The organism is Chitinophaga oryzae (genome assembly GCF_012516375.2).
GTDB classification, from domain to species: domain Bacteria; phylum Bacteroidota; class Bacteroidia; order Chitinophagales; family Chitinophagaceae; genus Chitinophaga; species Chitinophaga oryzae.
Map to the genome: position 1 here is coordinate 5,181,350 of NZ_CP051204.2, position 19,074 is coordinate 5,200,423.

13 protein-coding genes are annotated in these 19,074 nt (G+C 52.5%); 6 read left to right on the forward strand and 7 right to left on the reverse strand.

Annotated features, from left to right (window positions below; all coding sequences use genetic code 11):
• Positions 1 to 15 precede the first annotated feature (15 nt).
• Together aspT and HF324_RS20615 are read right to left on the reverse strand one after the other, a co-directional pair.
• On the reverse strand, positions 16 to 1,716 hold the full coding sequence (aspT, locus tag HF324_RS20610) for an aspartate-alanine antiporter (RefSeq protein WP_168804287.1): 1,701 nt from the start codon (positions 1,714 to 1,716) through the stop codon (positions 16 to 18).
• Positions 1,717 to 1,964: 248 nt separating this feature from the next.
• Positions 1,965 to 2,618 carry a hypothetical protein gene (locus HF324_RS20615; RefSeq protein WP_168860705.1) on the reverse strand — a complete coding sequence of 218 codons (654 nt, stop codon included), beginning with the start codon at positions 2,616 to 2,618 and terminating at the stop codon, positions 1,965 to 1,967.
• Positions 2,619 to 2,744: 126 nt separating this feature from the next.
• Here HF324_RS20615 and HF324_RS20620 point away from each other — a divergent pair, with 126 nt between their 5' ends.
• From HF324_RS20620 to HF324_RS20635, 4 genes are all read left to right on the forward strand, one after another.
• Positions 2,745 to 3,314: an RNA polymerase sigma factor gene (locus HF324_RS20620; protein WP_168804290.1), complete on the forward strand. Its 570-nt coding sequence runs from the start codon at positions 2,745 to 2,747 to the stop codon at positions 3,312 to 3,314.
• A 77-nt stretch (positions 3,315 to 3,391) separates the two neighbouring features.
• On the forward strand, positions 3,392 to 4,402 hold the full coding sequence (locus HF324_RS20625; protein WP_168860706.1) for a FecR family protein: 1,011 nt from the start codon (positions 3,392 to 3,394) through the stop codon (positions 4,400 to 4,402).
• Positions 4,403 to 4,492: 90 nt separating this feature from the next.
• Entirely contained in the window at positions 4,493 to 7,732 is a 3,240-nt protein-coding gene (locus HF324_RS20630; RefSeq protein WP_168804292.1) for a SusC/RagA family TonB-linked outer membrane protein, read from the forward strand.
• 9 nt (positions 7,733 to 7,741) lie between these two features.
• The gene (locus HF324_RS20635) at positions 7,742 to 9,112 is read left to right on the forward strand and encodes a RagB/SusD family nutrient uptake outer membrane protein (RefSeq protein ID WP_168860707.1); all 1,371 of its coding nucleotides are present in this window, start codon (positions 7,742 to 7,744) and stop codon (positions 9,110 to 9,112) included.
• A 298-nt stretch (positions 9,113 to 9,410) separates the two neighbouring features.
• Here the strand turns inward: HF324_RS20635 and HF324_RS20640 are convergent, their stop codons facing one another.
• From HF324_RS20640 to HF324_RS20660, 5 genes are all read right to left on the reverse strand, one after another.
• Complete coding sequence (locus HF324_RS20640) at positions 9,411 to 9,929, reverse strand: hypothetical protein (RefSeq protein ID WP_168860708.1); 519 nt, start codon at positions 9,927 to 9,929, stop codon at positions 9,411 to 9,413.
• Between the two features lie 341 nt (positions 9,930 to 10,270).
• Positions 10,271 to 11,764 (reverse strand): RagB/SusD family nutrient uptake outer membrane protein, encoded by a 1,494-nt coding sequence (locus HF324_RS20645; protein ID WP_168804294.1) that lies wholly within the window; start codon positions 11,762 to 11,764, stop codon positions 10,271 to 10,273.
• A gap of 8 nt (positions 11,765 to 11,772) precedes the next feature.
• Positions 11,773 to 14,946 carry a TonB-dependent receptor gene (locus HF324_RS20650; RefSeq protein ID WP_168804295.1) on the reverse strand — a complete coding sequence of 1,058 codons (3,174 nt, stop codon included), beginning with the start codon at positions 14,944 to 14,946 and terminating at the stop codon, positions 11,773 to 11,775.
• A gap of 230 nt (positions 14,947 to 15,176) precedes the next feature.
• Positions 15,177 to 16,232, reverse strand: coding sequence for a FecR family protein (locus HF324_RS20655; protein WP_168860709.1), 1,056 nt, complete (start codon positions 16,230 to 16,232; stop codon positions 15,177 to 15,179).
• A 162-nt stretch (positions 16,233 to 16,394) separates the two neighbouring features.
• The gene (locus HF324_RS20660) at positions 16,395 to 16,949 is read right to left on the reverse strand and encodes an RNA polymerase sigma-70 factor (protein ID WP_168804297.1); all 555 of its coding nucleotides are present in this window, start codon (positions 16,947 to 16,949) and stop codon (positions 16,395 to 16,397) included.
• 362 nt (positions 16,950 to 17,311) lie between these two features.
• On the opposite strand from HF324_RS20660, the gene HF324_RS20665 reads away from it, so the two are divergent.
• Positions 17,312 to 18,151, forward strand: coding sequence for a hypothetical protein (locus HF324_RS20665; protein ID WP_168860710.1), 840 nt, complete (start codon positions 17,312 to 17,314; stop codon positions 18,149 to 18,151).
• Positions 18,148 to 19,062 carry a patatin-like phospholipase family protein gene (locus HF324_RS20670; protein ID WP_168804299.1) on the forward strand — a complete coding sequence of 305 codons (915 nt, stop codon included), beginning with the start codon at positions 18,148 to 18,150 and terminating at the stop codon, positions 19,060 to 19,062. The genes HF324_RS20665 and HF324_RS20670 overlap by 4 nt, the downstream gene beginning before the upstream one ends.
• The last annotated feature ends 12 nt before the right edge of the window (positions 19,063 to 19,074 follow it).

A 19,074-nucleotide genomic window follows, 5' to 3' on the forward strand; every position in this document is an offset into this window, starting at 1 on the left:
TGTCTAATATGGTTTTCATCGCATCAGCATGACAATCACCACGCCCCAGATGATCAGCAGCGTATTACCCACGGCGTAGGTAACCGTATATCCGAGGGCGGGCGTTTTACTGTCCACCGCATCCTGAATAGCGCCCAGGGCGGCGGTGGTAGTGCGCGCGCCGGCGGTGCAGCCCAGTATCAATGCGGGGTGGAATTTGAAAATATATTTGCCCATCAGCACCCCTGCCAACAGGGGCAAGGTAGTGGCAACAGCGCCTACCAGGAAAAGGCTGATGCCTACCTGTTTGAAGCCATCCACGAAACCAGGGCCGGCAGTGATGCCTACTACAGCTATAAACATATTCAGTCCTACATTGTTCATCACCCACAAGGCGGGTGCAGGTATGCGTCCAAATGTAGGATGCTGCGAGCGGAGCCAGCCGAACACCAAACCGATGATTAGCGCGCCGCCACTGGTACTGAGACTGATAGGCACGCCGCCGATACGCACGGTCAGCACTCCTATTAAACCGCCAATCACGATACCCAGCCCCACGAAGGTCATATCTGTTTTCTCCGTAGGCCTGTCAGCGTAGCCTATCTCTTTGGCAGCCCTGTCCACTTCTTTTTTAAGTCCTACCAGCTCCAGCACATCTCCCCTTTCCAGCACAGTGTCCGGCATCACCGGCACTTCTATGTCTGCCGCTTTGATGCTGCGGATAAAGATGCCATGCATAAAGGGTTGCGCTCTCAACGCACTGACTTTCATGCCGGCAATATTTTTCTTTGCGACCAGTATCTGTAGTGCTTCCGCCGGGAAATGCAACAGTTCGGCGTCCTGTATCTCCGGGCCTATCAGTCCTCTTTCGCCCATCAGGTCTTCGCGACGGCCACTTAAAACAATTTTATCGCCTTTACGGATAACCACATCCGGCGCGGCATCTACCAGTTTGTTCTGCTGCCTGAGCCGTTCCACAAACAAACGCACATGCTCGTCCGCCAGGTGCTTTTCCAGCTGTTGCACTGTTTTACCATCGCCAAACCAGTCGGCAGTAACAGTATACGCACGGAAAACCACCACCGTATCAGCAGGGATCATGCCCGGCTGCGAGCTTTCGTCGCCCGCGCCCATGGAGGCTTCCAACTCTTTGCAGGCTTTTTTCACTTTCTCCAGTCCCCCCAGCATGGCCGGCGCCAGGCTGGCCAGCACCCAGGCCGAACCGGCAGTCCCGAATATATAAGTCACCGCGTAACAAACTGGTATGGCATTGTTATAGTCCGTCTTCTGTGCAGCGGTCAGCGGCAACCCATTGATGGTATCTCCCGCCACGCCGATCACGGCGGATATGGTCTGCGACCCGGCCAGCAGTCCTGCCGCCTGTCCCATATTATAGCCCATAAAACGCGCGCAGAGCCAGGGGAAGATAAGGCAGGTCAGCAACATCAGCACGGCGAAACCCATCTGCGGAAGCCCTGTTTTCTTCAGTCCGCGGAAAAACTGGGGGCCTACGCTATAGCCGACCGCAAATAAAAACATCAGGAAAAATACAGACTTCACCGTGGGAGAAATATCGATCTTCAGTTGCCCCACCAGCACACCTACCAGCAGTACGGCCGTAACAGTGCCAAGACTGAAGGTTTTAATTTTTAACGGCCCAATAGCGAAGCCCAATGCTATAGTAAGGAAGATAGCCAGTTCAGGGTATTGCTGCAATACATGAGTCATCCACTGCATAAATGGTCATTTTCGTTCGGGAATAACGCTGTTACAGCACTTAAACAAGAGCTGCTTTGTTTTTGTTCAATGACCGTGAAAATGACGCTGGTAAAGGTTACCGCTTATAATCGGGTAATAGCAGATCAATGTCCGCCCATTCATAATTTTCTATGCAGCTGATATCAATAGCGCCCTGCATGGCTGCTACAAAGGGTGTTGGCACCCTCAGTACCTTACGGCTAGCCAGGCAGCTTAAAGACAAATGACTACTGCTGCATCACTTTATCCAGGTAAATAGTAAAGGTACCGGACACTTTCACCTTTTGGGCGCCGCAGAGGTCCGGATTGTACATCGGGATACGACCGGCGTTGGCAAGACCTTCTTTTACACAAGGCTCAGACAGAGGGCTGGGGCTATACGCCGCATTATACCGGAATCGTCCGCTTAGCTTCAGCAGACCGGCAGTATCTTTCACTTCTGTTAATGTGAGATAGGTTTTACTGTTTTTTTGATCAGGATCAGTATCGTAATACAGAAAGTAAGCCATGCCCGAGTAATCCATCTGGCTGTTTCCGTTCTCTGCTATCAAAGAGCCGGTGGCCGTTCCCTGTTGTTCTCCTTTCTCCTGCAGCTCAACTTTCATCAGCCCGGTATTAACAGCCGTCTTGGCATCGGTATTGTTGTCAAAGACGATACTGCCTACGCCGAATCCTTCGAGGGTCGTCCTGGTAAACTTCAACAGGCCCACATTCACATCCTGGCCCCTGCTTTCTATTTTTCGGTTCACATTACCTTCTATGGTAATGGAAATACTGTTCAGATCTCCGGGATCACCATTCTTGTCCGTATCCTTGCCGGATTTGCTACAGGCGGCGATTGCGCACACCGCCAGTGGTAAACAAACTTTTTTATAAAACATGGTGCACAAGATAGCATACTTTTCCGATCTGCCCAATCCCACAATGATAATCATAATATAACCTACCCTTCTTTTAATTTATCTTGCCCGGTCCTATTTTTGGCAGCGAGAAACAGTGCAACTGAAATGACTACGCTACTCAACAAAGCTGAACTTTCCGCATTCGACGGTATCTACAGCCAGTATCATCAGGCTGTGTATAAAAACATCTGTAAGCTGGTCTTCCAACCGGAAGTAGCGGAAGACATCCTGCAGGAGGTCTTTATGGCGCTGTGGAACAACCGTCACAAACTGGAACTTACCCATGATGTGGCCCGCTGGCTGTTTGTAGTGAGCTATAACAAATCTATCCAGCACCTTAAAAATACCGCCAAAGAAAAGACCGTGCTGGCGGCACATCCCCAACAGCCCGTATCCACCGAAGACGATAATTTTGCGCTGTTGAAAGACCTGCAGCTGCACCTGATCAGCGACGCCATCGAGCAACTGTCGCCCCGGAAGAAGATGATTTTCCGCCTTTGCCGGCTGGAAGGGAAGTCACTGCAGGAAGCCGCCTCCATCCTTGGCATCTCCCATCATACCGCTAAAGAATACCTGAAAGCATCCTCCGCCTTTATTAAAACCTACATCGCCACGCAACAAGCCACCGTTCCTGCAGCGGGTTTGTTGCTCCTCAGCGCCTACCTTCAATACTGATTTCCCGTAATTAACGATTTGGTAACATGCCATCCTCCCCCCTCTTTGCCCTTTCCTGAGTTTTTACAGATGAATACATGGAACAGTTTTACTTATTACTGGAGAAATTCAAGAAAGGGCAGGCAAGCGCACCGGACATCGCCCTGCTGGAAACACTGATGCAACAGGGCGCAGACGAGCCGCTAAAAGCCGCTATGCTGGCAGCTTACCAGCGAAGCATCCTGGAAAAGGAACAGGTGCTGCCTGCCGAAAAAACCACAGCCTTACTGGACCGGCTACACGCCGCCATAGCGGCTGACGCGGCGGTCCACTCCCGGAAACGGTCTTTGAGGGCGCTGTTGCTTCCTTTATCGGCAGCAGCGGCTGTGCTGGTATTGATCGGCGTCGTCTATCTGAAGTACCGGGCAGACAGGAGCAAGCCAGCAGCAATAACGGTGGCCAGCCGTCATATCAGTAACAACGGCGGCGGCGTTAAAACGCTCGCTCTGGCCGACGGCTCTGTGATACAACTGGCGCCCAACAGCACGCTCGCGTGGAAGGACAGCGCCGTACTACGCAGGCTGACTTTACAGGGAAAAGCGGAGTTTATCGTGCAGGCAGACCCGAAAAAACCTTTTACCGTGGAAACGGCTGGCGTTACGGTCACCGCGCTGGGCACCATTTTTACAGTCAGCACACAGACAGTCAACAAAGTGGCAGTAAAACTATCGGAAGGAAAAGTGCAGATACATACTGCCCATCAGCAGGAAGACGTGTATCTGTCACCAGGAGAAGAATATGCCATCAACACCATCACCCGGACGTTCGATATCAAAAGGGCCGGCAGCCCGAAAGTGCCGGTCAACAAGGCGCCGGAGGCCAACAATGTAGTACTTTCTTTCAACAACGAGCCGCTCGACCAGGCATTACATACCCTGGGAGCGCATTTTAAAACGAAAGTATGTTTTCAGCAGGAAGATGTCAGTGCATTGTATTTCACAGGGAAAGTGCTGAAGAGAGATTCCCTGCAGTCTATCCTGGCCGCCATATGCGCCATGAACCAGCTGGAGCTCAGGGCTACAGCAGATAGTATCATTATCAGCAAATAAAAACGAAAGGCCGCTTTCAGCTATCTGACGCATGCTGCAGCATGTGCAGGGCCACGCATTTTTAAAAAAATCGTACAAATACATTATCATATGATCAGACTTTTAAGAAGGTATTCCCGCATTCTTTTATTGCTGCTATGTGCCATGCACGCCTATGCACAGGAAGCCGGCAAGCCTGTTCTCGTGAAAGGAAGTGTGGTAAGCGAGAACGGCGAACCGCTCATCGGTGTATCCATTACCGTTAAACAACGGAACGGTAAGGAAACCTACAACGCATCCACCAACGAGCGGGGTGTTTTTCAGCTGCAGGGCCTCAAAGCAGGCGCGCAGTATGATTTCGCCTTCACCTTCATCGGCTATGAACCCAACCGGGTAGATGGTTTCACCGTTAAAGCCGGAGAAGGTAACCTGCTGCTGGTGCGGATGAAAGAATCCAGTCGTGGCCTCAATGAACTGGTGGTGGTGGGCTACGGCAGCCGCACCCGGAAAGAACTTACCGGCGCCGTGGCCTCCGTACGCTCCGCCGACCTGATGCAGCAGCCGGTCACCTCTTTTGACCAGGCCCTCGCCGGAAAAATGGCCGGCATACAGGTGATGCAGACCAACGGCGCCCCCGGTGGCAACGTGTCCATCCGGGTACGTGGCGTAGGTTCTATCAGCGCCGGCAACAACCCGTTGTTCGTCATCGATGGTATGCCGGTCACCAACGACACACGCAATGCCTCGCCGGGCCCGAACAACTATCAGCAGCCGGCCAACCCGCTGGCAGCGATCAATATCAACGACATTGCCTCCATTGACGTATTAAAAGATGCCGCTTCGGCCGCTATCTATGGCTCCCGGGGTTCCACCGGCGTGGTGCTCATCCGTACTAAAAAAGGCACTGCCGGCAAACTGACGGTCAACTATGACGCTAACTACGGCATCCAGCAGGTCAATAAACACGTAGATGTGCTGAACGCCTACGACTATGCCCAACTGGTATACGATGGCCATAACAACGCATACCTCGATGCAGTGCCTGGCGGCAAACCCACCGACCCAAACAGCGTGCGCCCCAGGAACCCGTCCACCTGGGTCCCGCCGCAGGTACTGCCCTACCTGGCCGGAGAGAAAGGCCTTACCAATACCGACTGGCAGAAAGAGATCTTCCGGCAGGCGCCTATGCAGAGCCACAACGTCAGCATCTATGGCGGCAACGAAAACCTCTCTTACTATTTCTCCGGTAACTATCTCAATCAGGACGGTATCGTGATCAATAACAACTATAAACGGTATTCCAGCCGTTTCCGCATCGACGGCGGCAGCAAACGATTTCGTTTCGGAGTGAACATGAGCCCTTCCTTTACAGACAATCACCTCGTGAATGCCGAAGGTCCCTGGTTTGCTCCCAACTCAGGCGTGGTAGCGCTGGCCCTGGGATATGCGCCTATCTTCCCGGTGCATAATCCCGATGGTACTTTTGCAGACTCAGTGAACGTATGGGGTTATGGCCAGACCAATCAGCTGAACCCTGTCGCCGTAGCCACGCTCATCAAAGACCGCATGAAGAATTTCCGCCTGATGGCCAATGCCTATATGGAGTATGAAATCCTCTCCGGCCTGAAATACAAAATCGCTGCAGGCGCAGACATCAATACTTTCCGCAGGGACTATTACCGTCCTTCTACCCTCCCGATCCCCTCCGGCACCCTGCCCTCCGTGGCGACCGGCTTTTCCAATACCGACCAGTATACCAACTGGCTGACGGAACATACCCTGTCGTATGCAAAGCTGTTCGGCAAACATAAGATAGACGCGCTGGCAGGGTTTACAGCGCAGAAAGAAAACCAGGAACACAACACCCTGACCGCCATCAATTTCCCTACAGACATCGTCACTACACTGAATGCCGGCCAGATCAACGCCGGTTCTTCTTCACAGGAGCAGTGGAGCCTGAATTCCTGGCTGGCAAGGGTACAATACAGCTACGCGGACAAATACTTCATCACCGGTTCCGTGAGAAGAGACGGCTCCTCCCGTTTCGGCATCAACAAAAAGTGGGCGTCCTTTCCCGCTATCTCTGCAGCATGGCAGGTATCCAACGAACCGTTCTTTAAAAACGTGAACGCCGTCAGTTCCCTGAAAATCCGGAGCAGCTACGGCCTTACCGGCAACTTCCAGATCCCCAACTACGGCTCGCTTGCGCAGCTGGCCAACTACAACGGCACCAACGCCAGCAACAGCAACTACATCCTCGGCAACCAGACACTGGTGAACGGTGTTTCGGTGGTAACGCCCGCCAACCCGGACCTCACCTGGGAAAGCACCGCCAGCTTCGACGCCGGGCTGGAGATAGGATTCTTTAAAGACGCGCTGAACCTGACAGTGGACTTCTATAATTCCAACACGACCAAACTGCTTTTAAATCTTCCCGTACCCGGCATATCCGGCTTCAGCACCTATCTGCAGAACATTGGCGCACTGAACAACCGCGGAGTGGAAATCACTTTGTCCTACAACAAAAAACTGGGTAAAGACTGGTCACTGGAAGGTAATGCCAATATCTCCTTCAACAAGAACAAAGTGACCCGGCTGGGGCCCTCCGGCGCGCCTATCATCGCTACCGGCGGTACCGGCAATGCGTATTTCATCACTAAAATCGGTGAAACGATCGGCTCCTACTACCTGTACGTGACCGACGGCGTTTATCGCGACAAGGCCGATCTCGACGGCTCCGCCAAAACCAGCAACCCCACCTACGCAGGCGACCTTAAATTCAAAGACATCAACGGCGACGGAAAAATCGATGCTAACGACCGGAGCATCATCGGCAGCTTCCAGCCCAGGTACATCTTCGGTTTCAGCAACACCCTGCGCTACAAGCAGCTGGACCTCAGCTTTTCTATCCAGGGCAGCCAGGGCAATAAAATACTGAATCTGTTCCGCCGCTATATCGCCAACGTAGAAGGGAACTTCAATAACCTGAGCTTCGTAAAAGACCACTTCGTGTCGCCGGACAATATCGGCAACGGGTATACGAACCGGGCCAACCGCCTCGCTACCGGCGGCAATGGCATCACCTCTTCCTGGCATATCGAAGACGGGTCTTTCATCAGAGTACGGAATATCGCCCTCGGCTATACGTTTCCCGCTTCCCTCCTGAGCCGGATACATCTCTCCGGCGCAAGGATATACGGCGCCGTACAGAATCCTTTCACTTTCACCAACTATTCGCTGTTCAATCCGGAGATCAGCAACCGTACCGATAACGCGCTGACCGCCGGTGAAGACTATGGCTCCTACCCGCTGGCACGCGTCTATTCCCTGGGACTTAACATCACCTTTTAACGAACCATCATGAAAAAGCATATATTTTATCTGCCCGTACTCATACTGCTGCTGAGCGCCTGCGGTAAAGACTTTTTAAACCTGACGCCGCCATCCGCCATCTCTCCCGGCACTTTTTTCAAAACACCGGAAGACGCTATCACGGCTGTCAACGGCTGTTATGAATCGCTGGCATTGAACAGTCAGTATGGCAATACCTTTCAGATACTGATGGAGGCACGGGCCGACAACTTCACCGACCAGGACCCGTCCTCCAACGCCGGCCAGAACTACCAGATCAACCGGTATTCCGACAACCCCGGCAACACCAATTTCTATAACACATGGGTAGGCGTTTACAATGGCATTTTCCGTTGCAATACCCTGCTGGGCGCTATCGATGGCATCAAAATGGACGAGCAGCTGAAAAACCGCATCAAAGCGGAAGCCCGGTTTATCCGCGCGCTGGACTATTTCAACCTGGTGCGGCTTTGGGGAGCGGTGCCGGTGCTGACAACCGTTGTAGATCCCATCAATGCCGTGAATCAGAAACGGGACGATGTGGCTACTGCTTATAAGTTGATAGAAGAAGATTTGACCTTCGCAGCCGCGAATCTGCCCAACGCCTATCCGGCCAATGAACTGGGCCGCATCACCGCCGGCGCCGCCAAAGGCCTGCTGGGGAAAGTATATCTCTATGAGAAAAAATACGCCAACGCACAAACGGTGTTACAGGAAGTGATCGATTCCAAAGTGTTCTCGCTATTGCCCAATGTGGCGGACGTGTTCAACACCGGCAATAAATACAATGCTGAAATCGTATTCGCCGTTCGTTATGCCAAAGGTGTGGCCAACCAGGACCATGGCTTCTGGTATGCAAACTCTCAGGTGATCACCGTCGATACCACGCTGACTAAAGCCTACGACGCCAACGATCTCCGCAAGCCGCTCGTGGATCCCGTAAAGCCCACCGGCAACGCCAACATCATGCCCCGCAAGTTCCTCGATCAGCCGGTCAACGGTAACGCCGGCAACGATTTTCCTGTGCTGCGCTTCGCCGATATCCTGCTGATGCAGGCAGAAGTGCTCAATGAGCTGGGATATGCCGCCGGCGGCAACGCCTTTACTTATCTTAATAATGTCCGTACCCGTGCCGGCCTTGCAGCCCTTGCAGCAGCCGACCTTCCCGACCAGGCCAGCTTCCGCGCGGAAATCTACCGGCAACGCAGGCTGGAGCTGCCTTTCGAATGCGACCGCTGGTTTGACCTGGTACGCACCAACAGGGCTATTTCGGAAATACTCGCCAATAAAAAAGTGACGCTGCCGGCGTTTCGGCTGTTGTATCCGATACCGCAGCAGGAGATAGATATTATGGGTTTTGCGCAGAACCCGGGGTATTAAAATAGAAAAGGCCTTAGCGATGGCTACTGATCGCTAAGGCCTTAATATAATCCTTGAAAATAAAACCATAAGGGGTATAAATTTTGCTGTTTTGACCACACTATTCTGGTCGGACTCTCCCTGTTAAGCTCATCTTACAATTCCGATAACCCTCTCCTTCCTAGAAACTTTATCTAAGCCAGCTGAAGGCCTCCACCCCACAAAATCACTGCTGCATTTACGTCACCTGGAACTTTTCCCACTCATCGTTAGCCCAAATGGATAATAATATGCTCCCTCATCAACGGATATCATACCGTTACTGCTTCGTATCTCTATCCCAATTAAACAGCTCGTTAAATGAAATCGTATCTATTGCTATAGCACCCGGATTTATAATCACCCTCGTACCGTAAATATATTTAGAAACCAGCGGTGACAATTGTTCTCTTTCCTCTTCCCTTATTCTCTTCTTATCCCATTTCTCAATTAAATCACATATATACTTAGTAAAAGGCTGGTATGTTTTAGTATCTAGTTTACCGCTCTGAAAAGAATAATTAACAAATCCTCTTTTATACCATATCCTACCAAGCATTATCCCGCTGTCTATAAACTGTGATTCTAATATCCAAATAGTGTCGTTCCCTTTATTAAGGAAATCTAAATTTCCATTTTCATACAATTCCAAACGTATTCTATGATTCAATTCAGAAAGCTGTTTCGGCTCCTGTTGGTTGCTAATTTTTATTTTTTTAGAAATCTTTTGAAAAGATTGAGAATAACATTTATTAGCCATTAGCATAAACAGCCATAAAGCAAGCTTTACATTTTGCATGACTATTAATATTTATAGGAGTATTGCCGATATATCATCATCATTAGGAATAGGCTGAAGATAAGAATTCCCATTATCATCGTTTGGCCGATAGCCGCCTTCCAAACGGACACGATGGCAGCAAACAACAAAAAAGCAAAAATCCTGGCAGTACGATGTTGATTTTTTTCTCTCATAGGTTCTATACTTGGGTTACAATCCGGAAAGGGCTGCATCAATTCGTTCTAATAAGAAACAAATCTATTACTGAATATAACATATTCCGGTAAGCGGAAGTAAAAAACAAGGCTTTAGCGATAAAACCGCTAAAGCCTTGTTTCTAAAAAATTCACATCCACTTACTATTTATACCCCGGATTCTGCTCCAGGTTCGGATTGGCATCCAGCTGGGCCTGCGGGATGGGAAACAGCTTCCTGAATTCCGCATCTGCCGGGTGGAACTGCCATTCGCCGTTCCATTTGCCGAAGCGGATAAGGTCCTGCCGGCGGCAGCCTTCCCAGATAAACTCCCGGCCTCTCTCAGCCAGCAGGTTATCCAGTGTGAGCGTCACCAGCGGCTTGGCAGTAGCGAAGTTACGTGCCCGTACTTCGTTGACCAGCGCGAGGGCCTGACCTGCCTGACCGGTGCGCAGCAGGCATTCCGCTTTGAGCATGAGCGCATCGGCGTAACGGAAAATCACCAGGTCGTTGTCCTGATCGGAGTAAGGCGTATTCTTCTGGATCTGATACTTCACGATACGCACGCCTTCTGTCTGCGTGGCGTTAGCCAGCTCCTTGATTTCCGGTGTGAAGATCAGCGGAGCGCCCTGCTCCGTCTTCAGCGGCGTGCCGTCCTGCGCATACTGCTGCCCTACGAGGAACATGGTTTTACGTTTATCATCGTTGTCGTAGGACTCATAATGTGCTTTGAGCGTACACCAGCCGTTCCAGGGAGCGCTGGGCAGACCGTAGGTATAACGGTTGTTGTAATGCAGCGTCAGGTAGTGCAGCATCATGCCTTTGGCGTTGATGGCATCGTAAGGCACCACGAAGATGTTCTCTTTGGAAGTCTCGTTCTTCGTGGCGAAATTGGCGAAATAGTCCGCCTCCAGCTGATAACCTTGTTTGGTAACGGAATCGCACATACGGATACAATCGTTCCAGCGCGGCGTGCCCGTATATACCTGGGCGTTGGCATACAGCCTGGCCAGCAGCATGAAGCCCATGCCTTTGGTCACTTTGCCATAGTTCTTCGTGTTGAGTTCTGCGGGCAGCGCCTGGATATTGTCCAGGATCTCTTTTTCAATGAATGTAAAGGCCTGCGCCCTGGGTGTGTTTTTAGGCGGCTCCGACTGGCTGAAGGACGTCACAATGGGGATATTGCCGAAAGCGTCCATGGCAAGATAAAAGTGAAACGCGCGCAGCACCTTCATCTGTGCCTTGATCTGGTCCTTGGTGGGCAGCTGAATGGCTGACTGATCCATCTTTTGCAGGATGGCGTTGATGGGGTTAACGCCATTCTGGTAAATGCTGTTCCACATATCATTGATATACTGATGCGTCACGGGGAACTGGTGGCTGATCAGCACACGCCACAGGCCGCCCTCGTTCCAGTCGGCGCCGCGGGAGGGCACAGTAGTTTCGTCAGTGGTAACTTCATTCATTTTCCAATAGGCGTCCCGGTAGTTGCGCAGGTTGGCATAAGCGCCGTTGGCAAAGGCGTTCAGCTCATCTTCCGTTTTCAGGAAGTTATCGTCTGTACCACGGTCGTAAAAGGTTTCATCCAGCTTCGTACAGCTGAAAACGGAACAGGCTATGCCTGCCAGTAGCGTATATTTTAAGATGGTAGTCTTCATGATCATGTTTATTTAAAGTTCACCGTAAAGCCCACAGCGAGGGAGCGTGTTTTCGGATATACGTTCCGGTTATCGATACCGGGCGCAAGTCCGTCGATGGGCATCTCAGGGTCCAGGCCGGAGTAAGCGGTCAGGATAAAGAGGTTCTGCCCGGACACATACACCCGCGGATTGGCAAACCATTTACTATTGGCAGCAGGGATGTTATAGCCGAGGGTGAAGTTGTCCAGCCGGAGGAATGCGCCGTTTTCAATAAAGCGGTCAGACACGTACGTGCCACGGATATTGCTGTCGGCATATTTGGCGATAATATTCCTTCCCGGCAGGCGGCTGAAACGATCGCCGAGCACCAGTTCAGTAGCGTTGAAGATCTGGTAGCCGAACAGGCTGCGCAAAAGGAAATTGAGATCGAAATTCTTATAACGGAAGGTATTGGCGAGACCTGCCTGGTATTTAGGCAGACCATTACCGGCCACGCGGCTGTCGCTGCGGAAGTCGAAGGAACCGTTGCCGTCGAGGTCTTTGAACTGCTGGTTGCCGTTGGCATCCACGCCGTCGTATTGCGGGATGTAGAAGGTACCGATGGAATAACCCGGCACCACCTTCACGATCTGTACGGCCGTAAGACCGCGGGCGCCCACGGTCCCGGCGTAGATGGCATCGCTTTTAAACTGGTCGTTGGCGATAGACAGTATCTCGTTGTAGTTGCGGGAGATGTTGAAAGACACATCCCAGCTGAAATCTTTCCGCTGGACCACGCCTGCACTGAGCGACAGCTCCACCCCTTTGTTGCTGATCTGTCCTACGTTGGCCAGGATGGTGGGGAACAGGTAGGGCGGAGAAGGCACGTTGTAGTTAAACAGCAGGTCTTTGGTGCGTTTATCATAGTACTCGAGGGTACCGGTCAGCCGCCCTTTGAACAGGCTGAAGTCGATGCCGGCATTGAACTGCGCGGTAGACTCCCAGCGTAGATTGGCATTTTCATTCTGCCCGATTTTGTAGGAGGTCACCCAGCGGCCGTTGTCCAGCACTTTACCACCAGGACTGTAAGTCAGCGGCGACTTATAGTTTTCGATTTCCTGGTTACCGGTAACGCCGTAGCCTACACGCAGTTTCAGGTCTTCCAGCCAGGAGCTGCCGGCAAGGAAAGGCTCCTGCGTCAGGCGCCAGGCGAAGGAGGCCGACGGGAAGGTGCCCCATTTTTTATCGCGGCCGAAACGGGTGGACCCGTCACGGCGGATAGTACCGGTCAGCAGGTATTTATCGTGATAGCTGTAGAAAACGCGGCCGATGAAAGACACCAGCGCGTTCTCCCCTGCTCCGGAACCAACGGTGGGCAGATCTGCCTGACCGGCGCCCAGGTTGTCGTACCCGAAGATATCGGACACAAACTGGGTATTACCGGCATTCATAGAGTTGGTGTAGAAATTCTGATAGGAATAACCGGCAGTAAGTTTCAGGTTGTGCTGCTGCCATTGTTTGCCATAGGTGAAATAGGTCTCCAGTGTCTTGTTGTCCCATGTTTTGGATTCGCGGGTGGCGGTGCCGTTGCTGCCTGCGCCTTCGATCACCGGCGACTTTTTGGAGTAATACATGCCCCTGTCGCTGGAAGCTCTTTCCAGTCCCAATAACAGATCGTAGGTCAGGTTTTTCGTGATGTCGTAGGTGATCTTGGCGGACCCTATAAATTTATTGAAGGCGCGCTGATGTTTGATCTGGTTGGCCAGCGCTACCGGGTTATAGTTGTCATTGATATCCAGTTTTTCGAAGTAGGTGCCATCGGGTTTGTAGATGGGTGCGGTAGGGTTATAGGCGACGGACTGTTCCCATAGCCTGTTATCCCCCTGATCGTCGGGGTTCAGGCCCTGGTAGCGGTTCTTTTCCCCTACATAGTTCATCGACAAGCCGATGCGGAGGCGGTTATCGAAGATGCCCTGGTCCAGCGTGATGCGGCCGATGATACGTTCCAGGCCGGAGTTGATCACTACGCCTTCGTTGTTGAGATAATTAACAGAGGCGCTGTAGCGGGTATCTCCTTTGCCGCCGCCCATGGAGAGGTTGTGATTATGGCTTACGCCTGTGCGGGTGATGGCTTTCTGCCAGTTGGTGTTGCCCCCGAGATCGAAACCATTGGGGTCGATATTATTGTCTTTAAGGTATTTCCGGTATTGATCAGCGTTCAATACGTCGTAGGTATTGGCAATCTGATCGAAGCCCACGTAACCGCTGTAAGACACCTGCGGGGCGCCCTCTTTACCACGGCGGGTAGTGACGATAATAACGCCGTTGGCACCGCGGGAGCCGTAGATCGCCGCTGCGGAAGCGTCTTTCAGCACATCGATGGACACGATGTCATCGGGTGGCACTACGTTGATGTCTATCCCGGGGATACCGTCTACCACAAACAGGGGCTGGCTGCTGGCCGACAGGGAGGAGGCGCCTCTGAGCCGGATACTGATTTTTCCGTTGGGGTTGCCGCCGGGTTTACTGATGACCAGGCCGGCCACTTTGCCCTGCAGTACCTGCACGGGGTTACTGATGATCCCTTTGTTGAAGTCTTTGGGAGCAACGCTTACCACGGAGCCGGTGAGGTCTTTTTTCTGGGTGGTACCGTACCCTACCACCACCACTTCGGAAAGGGCGCTGGAAGATTTTTTCAGCTGCACCTGCATATTGCCTTTCACCGGCATCTCCAGCTGGTCGTAGCCTACGTAGCGGAACAACAGGGTGCCGCCGGCGGGCGCATTCAGCTGGAAGTTTCCGTTTTCATCCGTCAGCGTGCCGATCGCCGTGCCTTTCACCTGTACCGTTACGCCCGGCAGGGGGCTGCCATCGTCAGCACCGGTCACCTTTCCTTTTACCTGGATGTTTTCCCAACCGGTATTTTCCGGGATGATGACCACCAGTTTGTTTTCCAGTTCTTTATAGGTAAATCCGCTGCCGGCCAGCAGTTTGTCCAGCAGCACGGGCAGCGGTTCTTCTTCCGCGTGGAGGCTTACTTTCCGGTGCAGGTCCACTTTACGGTCGCTGTACAGGAAACGTACGTCTGTCTGTCCGGAGATCCGGTCCAGTACTTTTTTGATCTCCGTGTCTTTGACCGACAGGGTGACCCGGCGCTGGGAATAACCGCTGGCAGCCACCTGCATACAGGAGAATAAAACAATAACAAATGACAGCTTCATAATGACTAGAGGCTTTAGTACCGCCGTTCTTCGCCGGCGACAACGCGATTGGTTGACATTTTGCATAAATTTGTGATGATGGGTGAGAAAATAACAATGCCTTGTCCGCCCGGCCAAAGGGGATATGCATTGTTTCTTTACCTGGAATAGCAGGAAATGTTCGTAGCATTTCCTGTTTTTTTTCTGTGTTGTTCTACTGCTTTTTTAAGGATTCATAACGGTTTTGCTGCTTATTTTTTAGTTGACGTGCCAAATATGGTAATGTTGTTGCCCTGTACTTCATAACGGAAATCTTCTGTCAGCTGCAGGGCGTCCAGTGCCTGCGTGACGGTTTCGCCGGCAAAAGCGCCGCTGAAGATATAGTGCTTTGGTTTTTCATCCCGGAAAGTGATGTTTACGCCGTACCAGCGTTGCAGCAGGCGGGCCAGTTCTTCAAAGTCCATCTCGTCAAACTGCAGCCGGTTGCTGACCCAGGCTGTTTCAGTCAGACTGCTGTCTGCCAAAGGTGTGGCGACCGGTAATGCCGCCGGGGCGCCGGCGCCTATGGTTTTCAGGTTTATCTTTTTCACCGGGGCGGCGACAGAAGCCGTACCGTCCATCGATACTTTTTCGTAGGGCCGCAGGCGTATCCTGCTGTCAGGGGTTTTATCAGCATATACCTCCACGGCGCCTTCGAGCAGCGTTGTTTCACAGGAAGGTTGCCCATGATAGGCCTTTACATTGAAAGCGGTGCCCAGCGCCCGGATGTTAACGCCGGAAGCGTGCACCACAAAAGGGCGGTCCGGGTCCGGCGCCACCTCGAAATAGGCTTCCCCTTCCAGCCACAGCTCACGGCGCGAGCCGTTCAGTACGCAGCGCAACTGGCTGCCACCGTTGAGGTGTACCGTACTGGCATCCGCCAACCGGAAGGTCTTCCGTTCACCATCAGCTGTTCGCACCACCTGCTCATACGCGCTACCGTCGGGCCGGAATAAAAAAAACAGGCCCAGCAACGTGACGGCAGCCGCTCCCCAATACCACCGGAAGCGGTAGAGCATCCCTCTCTTTGTTATTTTTCCGGGAGATGGGCAGGCGGGCTCCGCCACAGCCATGATGTCCCGGAAAAGGTCTCCGGGTGGCTGCCCGGTCACGGGAACGGCATCCCAATACTGATGCAGCAAGGAAAAAGAAGCCCGCTGTTCAGGATATAGCTGCAACAAGGATTCCAGCTCAGCCATTCCATCTGCGTCGATGGTACCGGCCAGCCGGGCAGTGATCAGTTCGTTCAGGCGTTGTTCATCTGTCATTATTTTTCCGGAAAGAAGTGCTCTCCGGATAACCAGACACTAAAAAAAACACGATTACGTACAAACGATAAAATTTTTTTTGAGAAAGAAGATGATAAGGCCGGATGCCTTATCAGAAGACAACATAATTTACTAAATGAGATATGTTATCCGTCTGTTTCCCTATCGTACCGGGTGCTGTATGGCCTGCAGCGTCTCCCGGAGGCGGGCTACCGCCCGCACCAGCTGCGTCTCCACGGTACGCGGTGAAATGTCAAGGATGGCAGCTACCTCTTTATATTTAAATCCTTCTTCGCGCACCATGCGGAAAACAGTCCTGCATTGCGGCGACAGACGGTCTACTGCCTTATCCAGTTGCTGCTGCAGTTCCTTCCACTCCAGCGAGGGAAGCTGCACCGCTTCCGCCGGTTCCTCGATACTGTCGAGCCCCAGCCATCGGTGCTGCTGATGGTCCCGTATATAATTATAGCTGCGGTGACGGACCGCCGTATATAAATAGGTCTTGAGCCGTATAACCCCCGCTGTTTGCCTCCGGTTTTTCCATAGCTGCACAAAAACATCCGACACGATCTCTTCCGCCGCTTCACGGGTGCCGGCCAGGTCGGCCGCAAAACGGACCAGCCGGAGATAGAAGCCGTCGAACAACGTACGGAACGCCGACTGATCATCCGCTTCGCAAACTGCCTGCCACAGGGTGTTTACTTCAGCCTCTCCCATACCATGATTTTTAATAATGCGTGCACCGGGGTAAACTACTCAAATTTTCTCGCAAAGAAAGCAAAGATTTTAGCGGATAGTAAGAACGCAAAGGGTTCACGCAGAGGGTTCACGCAAAGACGCAAAGCAGCAAAGAGCGCAAAGATTTTTTTAAGTCTAAATAAGAAAGCAAAGGAGCGGAGATCAAATCGAATCGATCTCCGCTCCTTTGCTTTCTCTGCTCGCTTATTTTATTCTTTGCGCTCTTTGCTGCTTTGCGTCTTTGCGTGAACCCTCTGCGTGAACTCTTTGCGTGAACCCTTTGCATGAACCCTTTGCGTGACTGCGTTGTCACTTTCCGTGAAATACCCTAACTTTCTCCTATGAAAAATACCCTGCTGCTATTGTTACTATGCATAGGCAGTATCCGGGAGCTCGCTGCACAAACGACCGAAAAATGCTGTGACAACGCCACCTGCAGAGCTAAAGCGGTATCCTATGCACAAACCATATCTGCGCTCACGAAAACCCTCGGAAAGTATCAGCCGCAGGACAGCGCCAACCAACAGCTGCTGGCACAGCTGCAACGAAATAATCCGCAAGGCTACCAGGATTTCATCCGGGTAAGCCGGCAAACAGCCACTTTCATCAACGACACGCTCAACGGCACCTGCTTTGCGGACGCACTGCCGGATGATGAGGCCAACAATGTATTTCAGTGGCTCGTGTATATGAACCGGCAGCGCATTGCCCATCCCGATTTTCCTTCATCGGAATTCTGCGGCGGACTGGAAAGACGCCTCGAACTCGGTCAGGGCGCCGCCAATATCCTGAGCAGCCAGGTAGCCTACCTCGGCGCCCTCCGCGGTTATCTCAGCTATACCTTCGCCCGCGCCGGACAGTGCGGCGGCCGCCTCCGCCTGATGGCCGGTCCCGCTGTCTTCCTCCGTGGCAATACCTTTTATACCACGCTGAGCACACGGGTGGCCGTCAGGCTCACCGATATCTCCGTCAAAAAGATACCTATCGGCATTGGCAACGTCAACGCATATACGGAATACAACACCAGTTTTGTTCATTTTAACCAGGTGGCGCTGGGCGCGGAAGTGCAGCTGGGGCCTTTCGGGATCAATTTGTCGGTCAACAATGAACTGAAATCTGCCCGCATGGGTTTTGCCGTCGGCCTCGTCCTGTTTCATCAGCCTTTCAAAAAAAGATCATGAACGTACTTATTACCAGCGGAGGCGGCGCCAAAGGCGCTTTCAGCGTGGGCGCCCTCCGGCAGCTGATGACCAGCACCGGCATCAGTACTTTTGACCTGATCAGCGGCACCAGCACCGGCGCCCTCATTGCTGCGATGGTGGCAGCCGGTAAAATACCGGAGGTGACCGACATCTACCTGAGCAACAGCAATGCTGACATCCTCAACAAACAAAACGCCATCGATAATATCCTCAACAACAAACCCTACCTGTACGATACTACGCCGCTGGAGAATCAGATCCGGCAACAGATGAACGACGCCGCCTGGAACACGATACAACAATCCCCTTCCGTGCTGTGTCTCAACGCTGTCTGCCTGCAAACAGGCCGCCTCAGTATCTTCTCTTCCCATCCCATACAGGCAGGCATCCATTACGACAATCACGTCATCGATTCCACCGGCATGCTGGTGAAAGCGCTGCAAAGCAGCAGCAACCAGGCTGTTTTTATGCCACCCATCACCATCAACGGCCTGCAGTATGTAGATGGTGGCAACCGCGAAGTGATCCCCACCCGCGCCGTGGTCACCAATCTTCCGCCCGGCCAGGAACACCGGATTTATATCCTCAGCAACAACCCCGACGCTCAACAACCAGGCAACAGCAACTATACCGGCCTGCTGGATGTGCTCTTGCGCGCTGTCACCATCTTCATACAGGACGTACGGGAAAACGACCTGGAGGTGCTGCGTCACTTCCAGCAGACAGCCGCGGCGCCCGTGAGGGTTTATTACATCAGCCCCGAAGCCGAGCTGGACCCCGATTTCCCTACCGGCCTGCGTTTTGACCGGCTGCTGATGCAGGCGTGGATGAAACAGGGCCAACTACGCGCCAAAGCCATCCTGCAACAATATCCCGATGGCAACTGGTAGCGTGCGAAATTG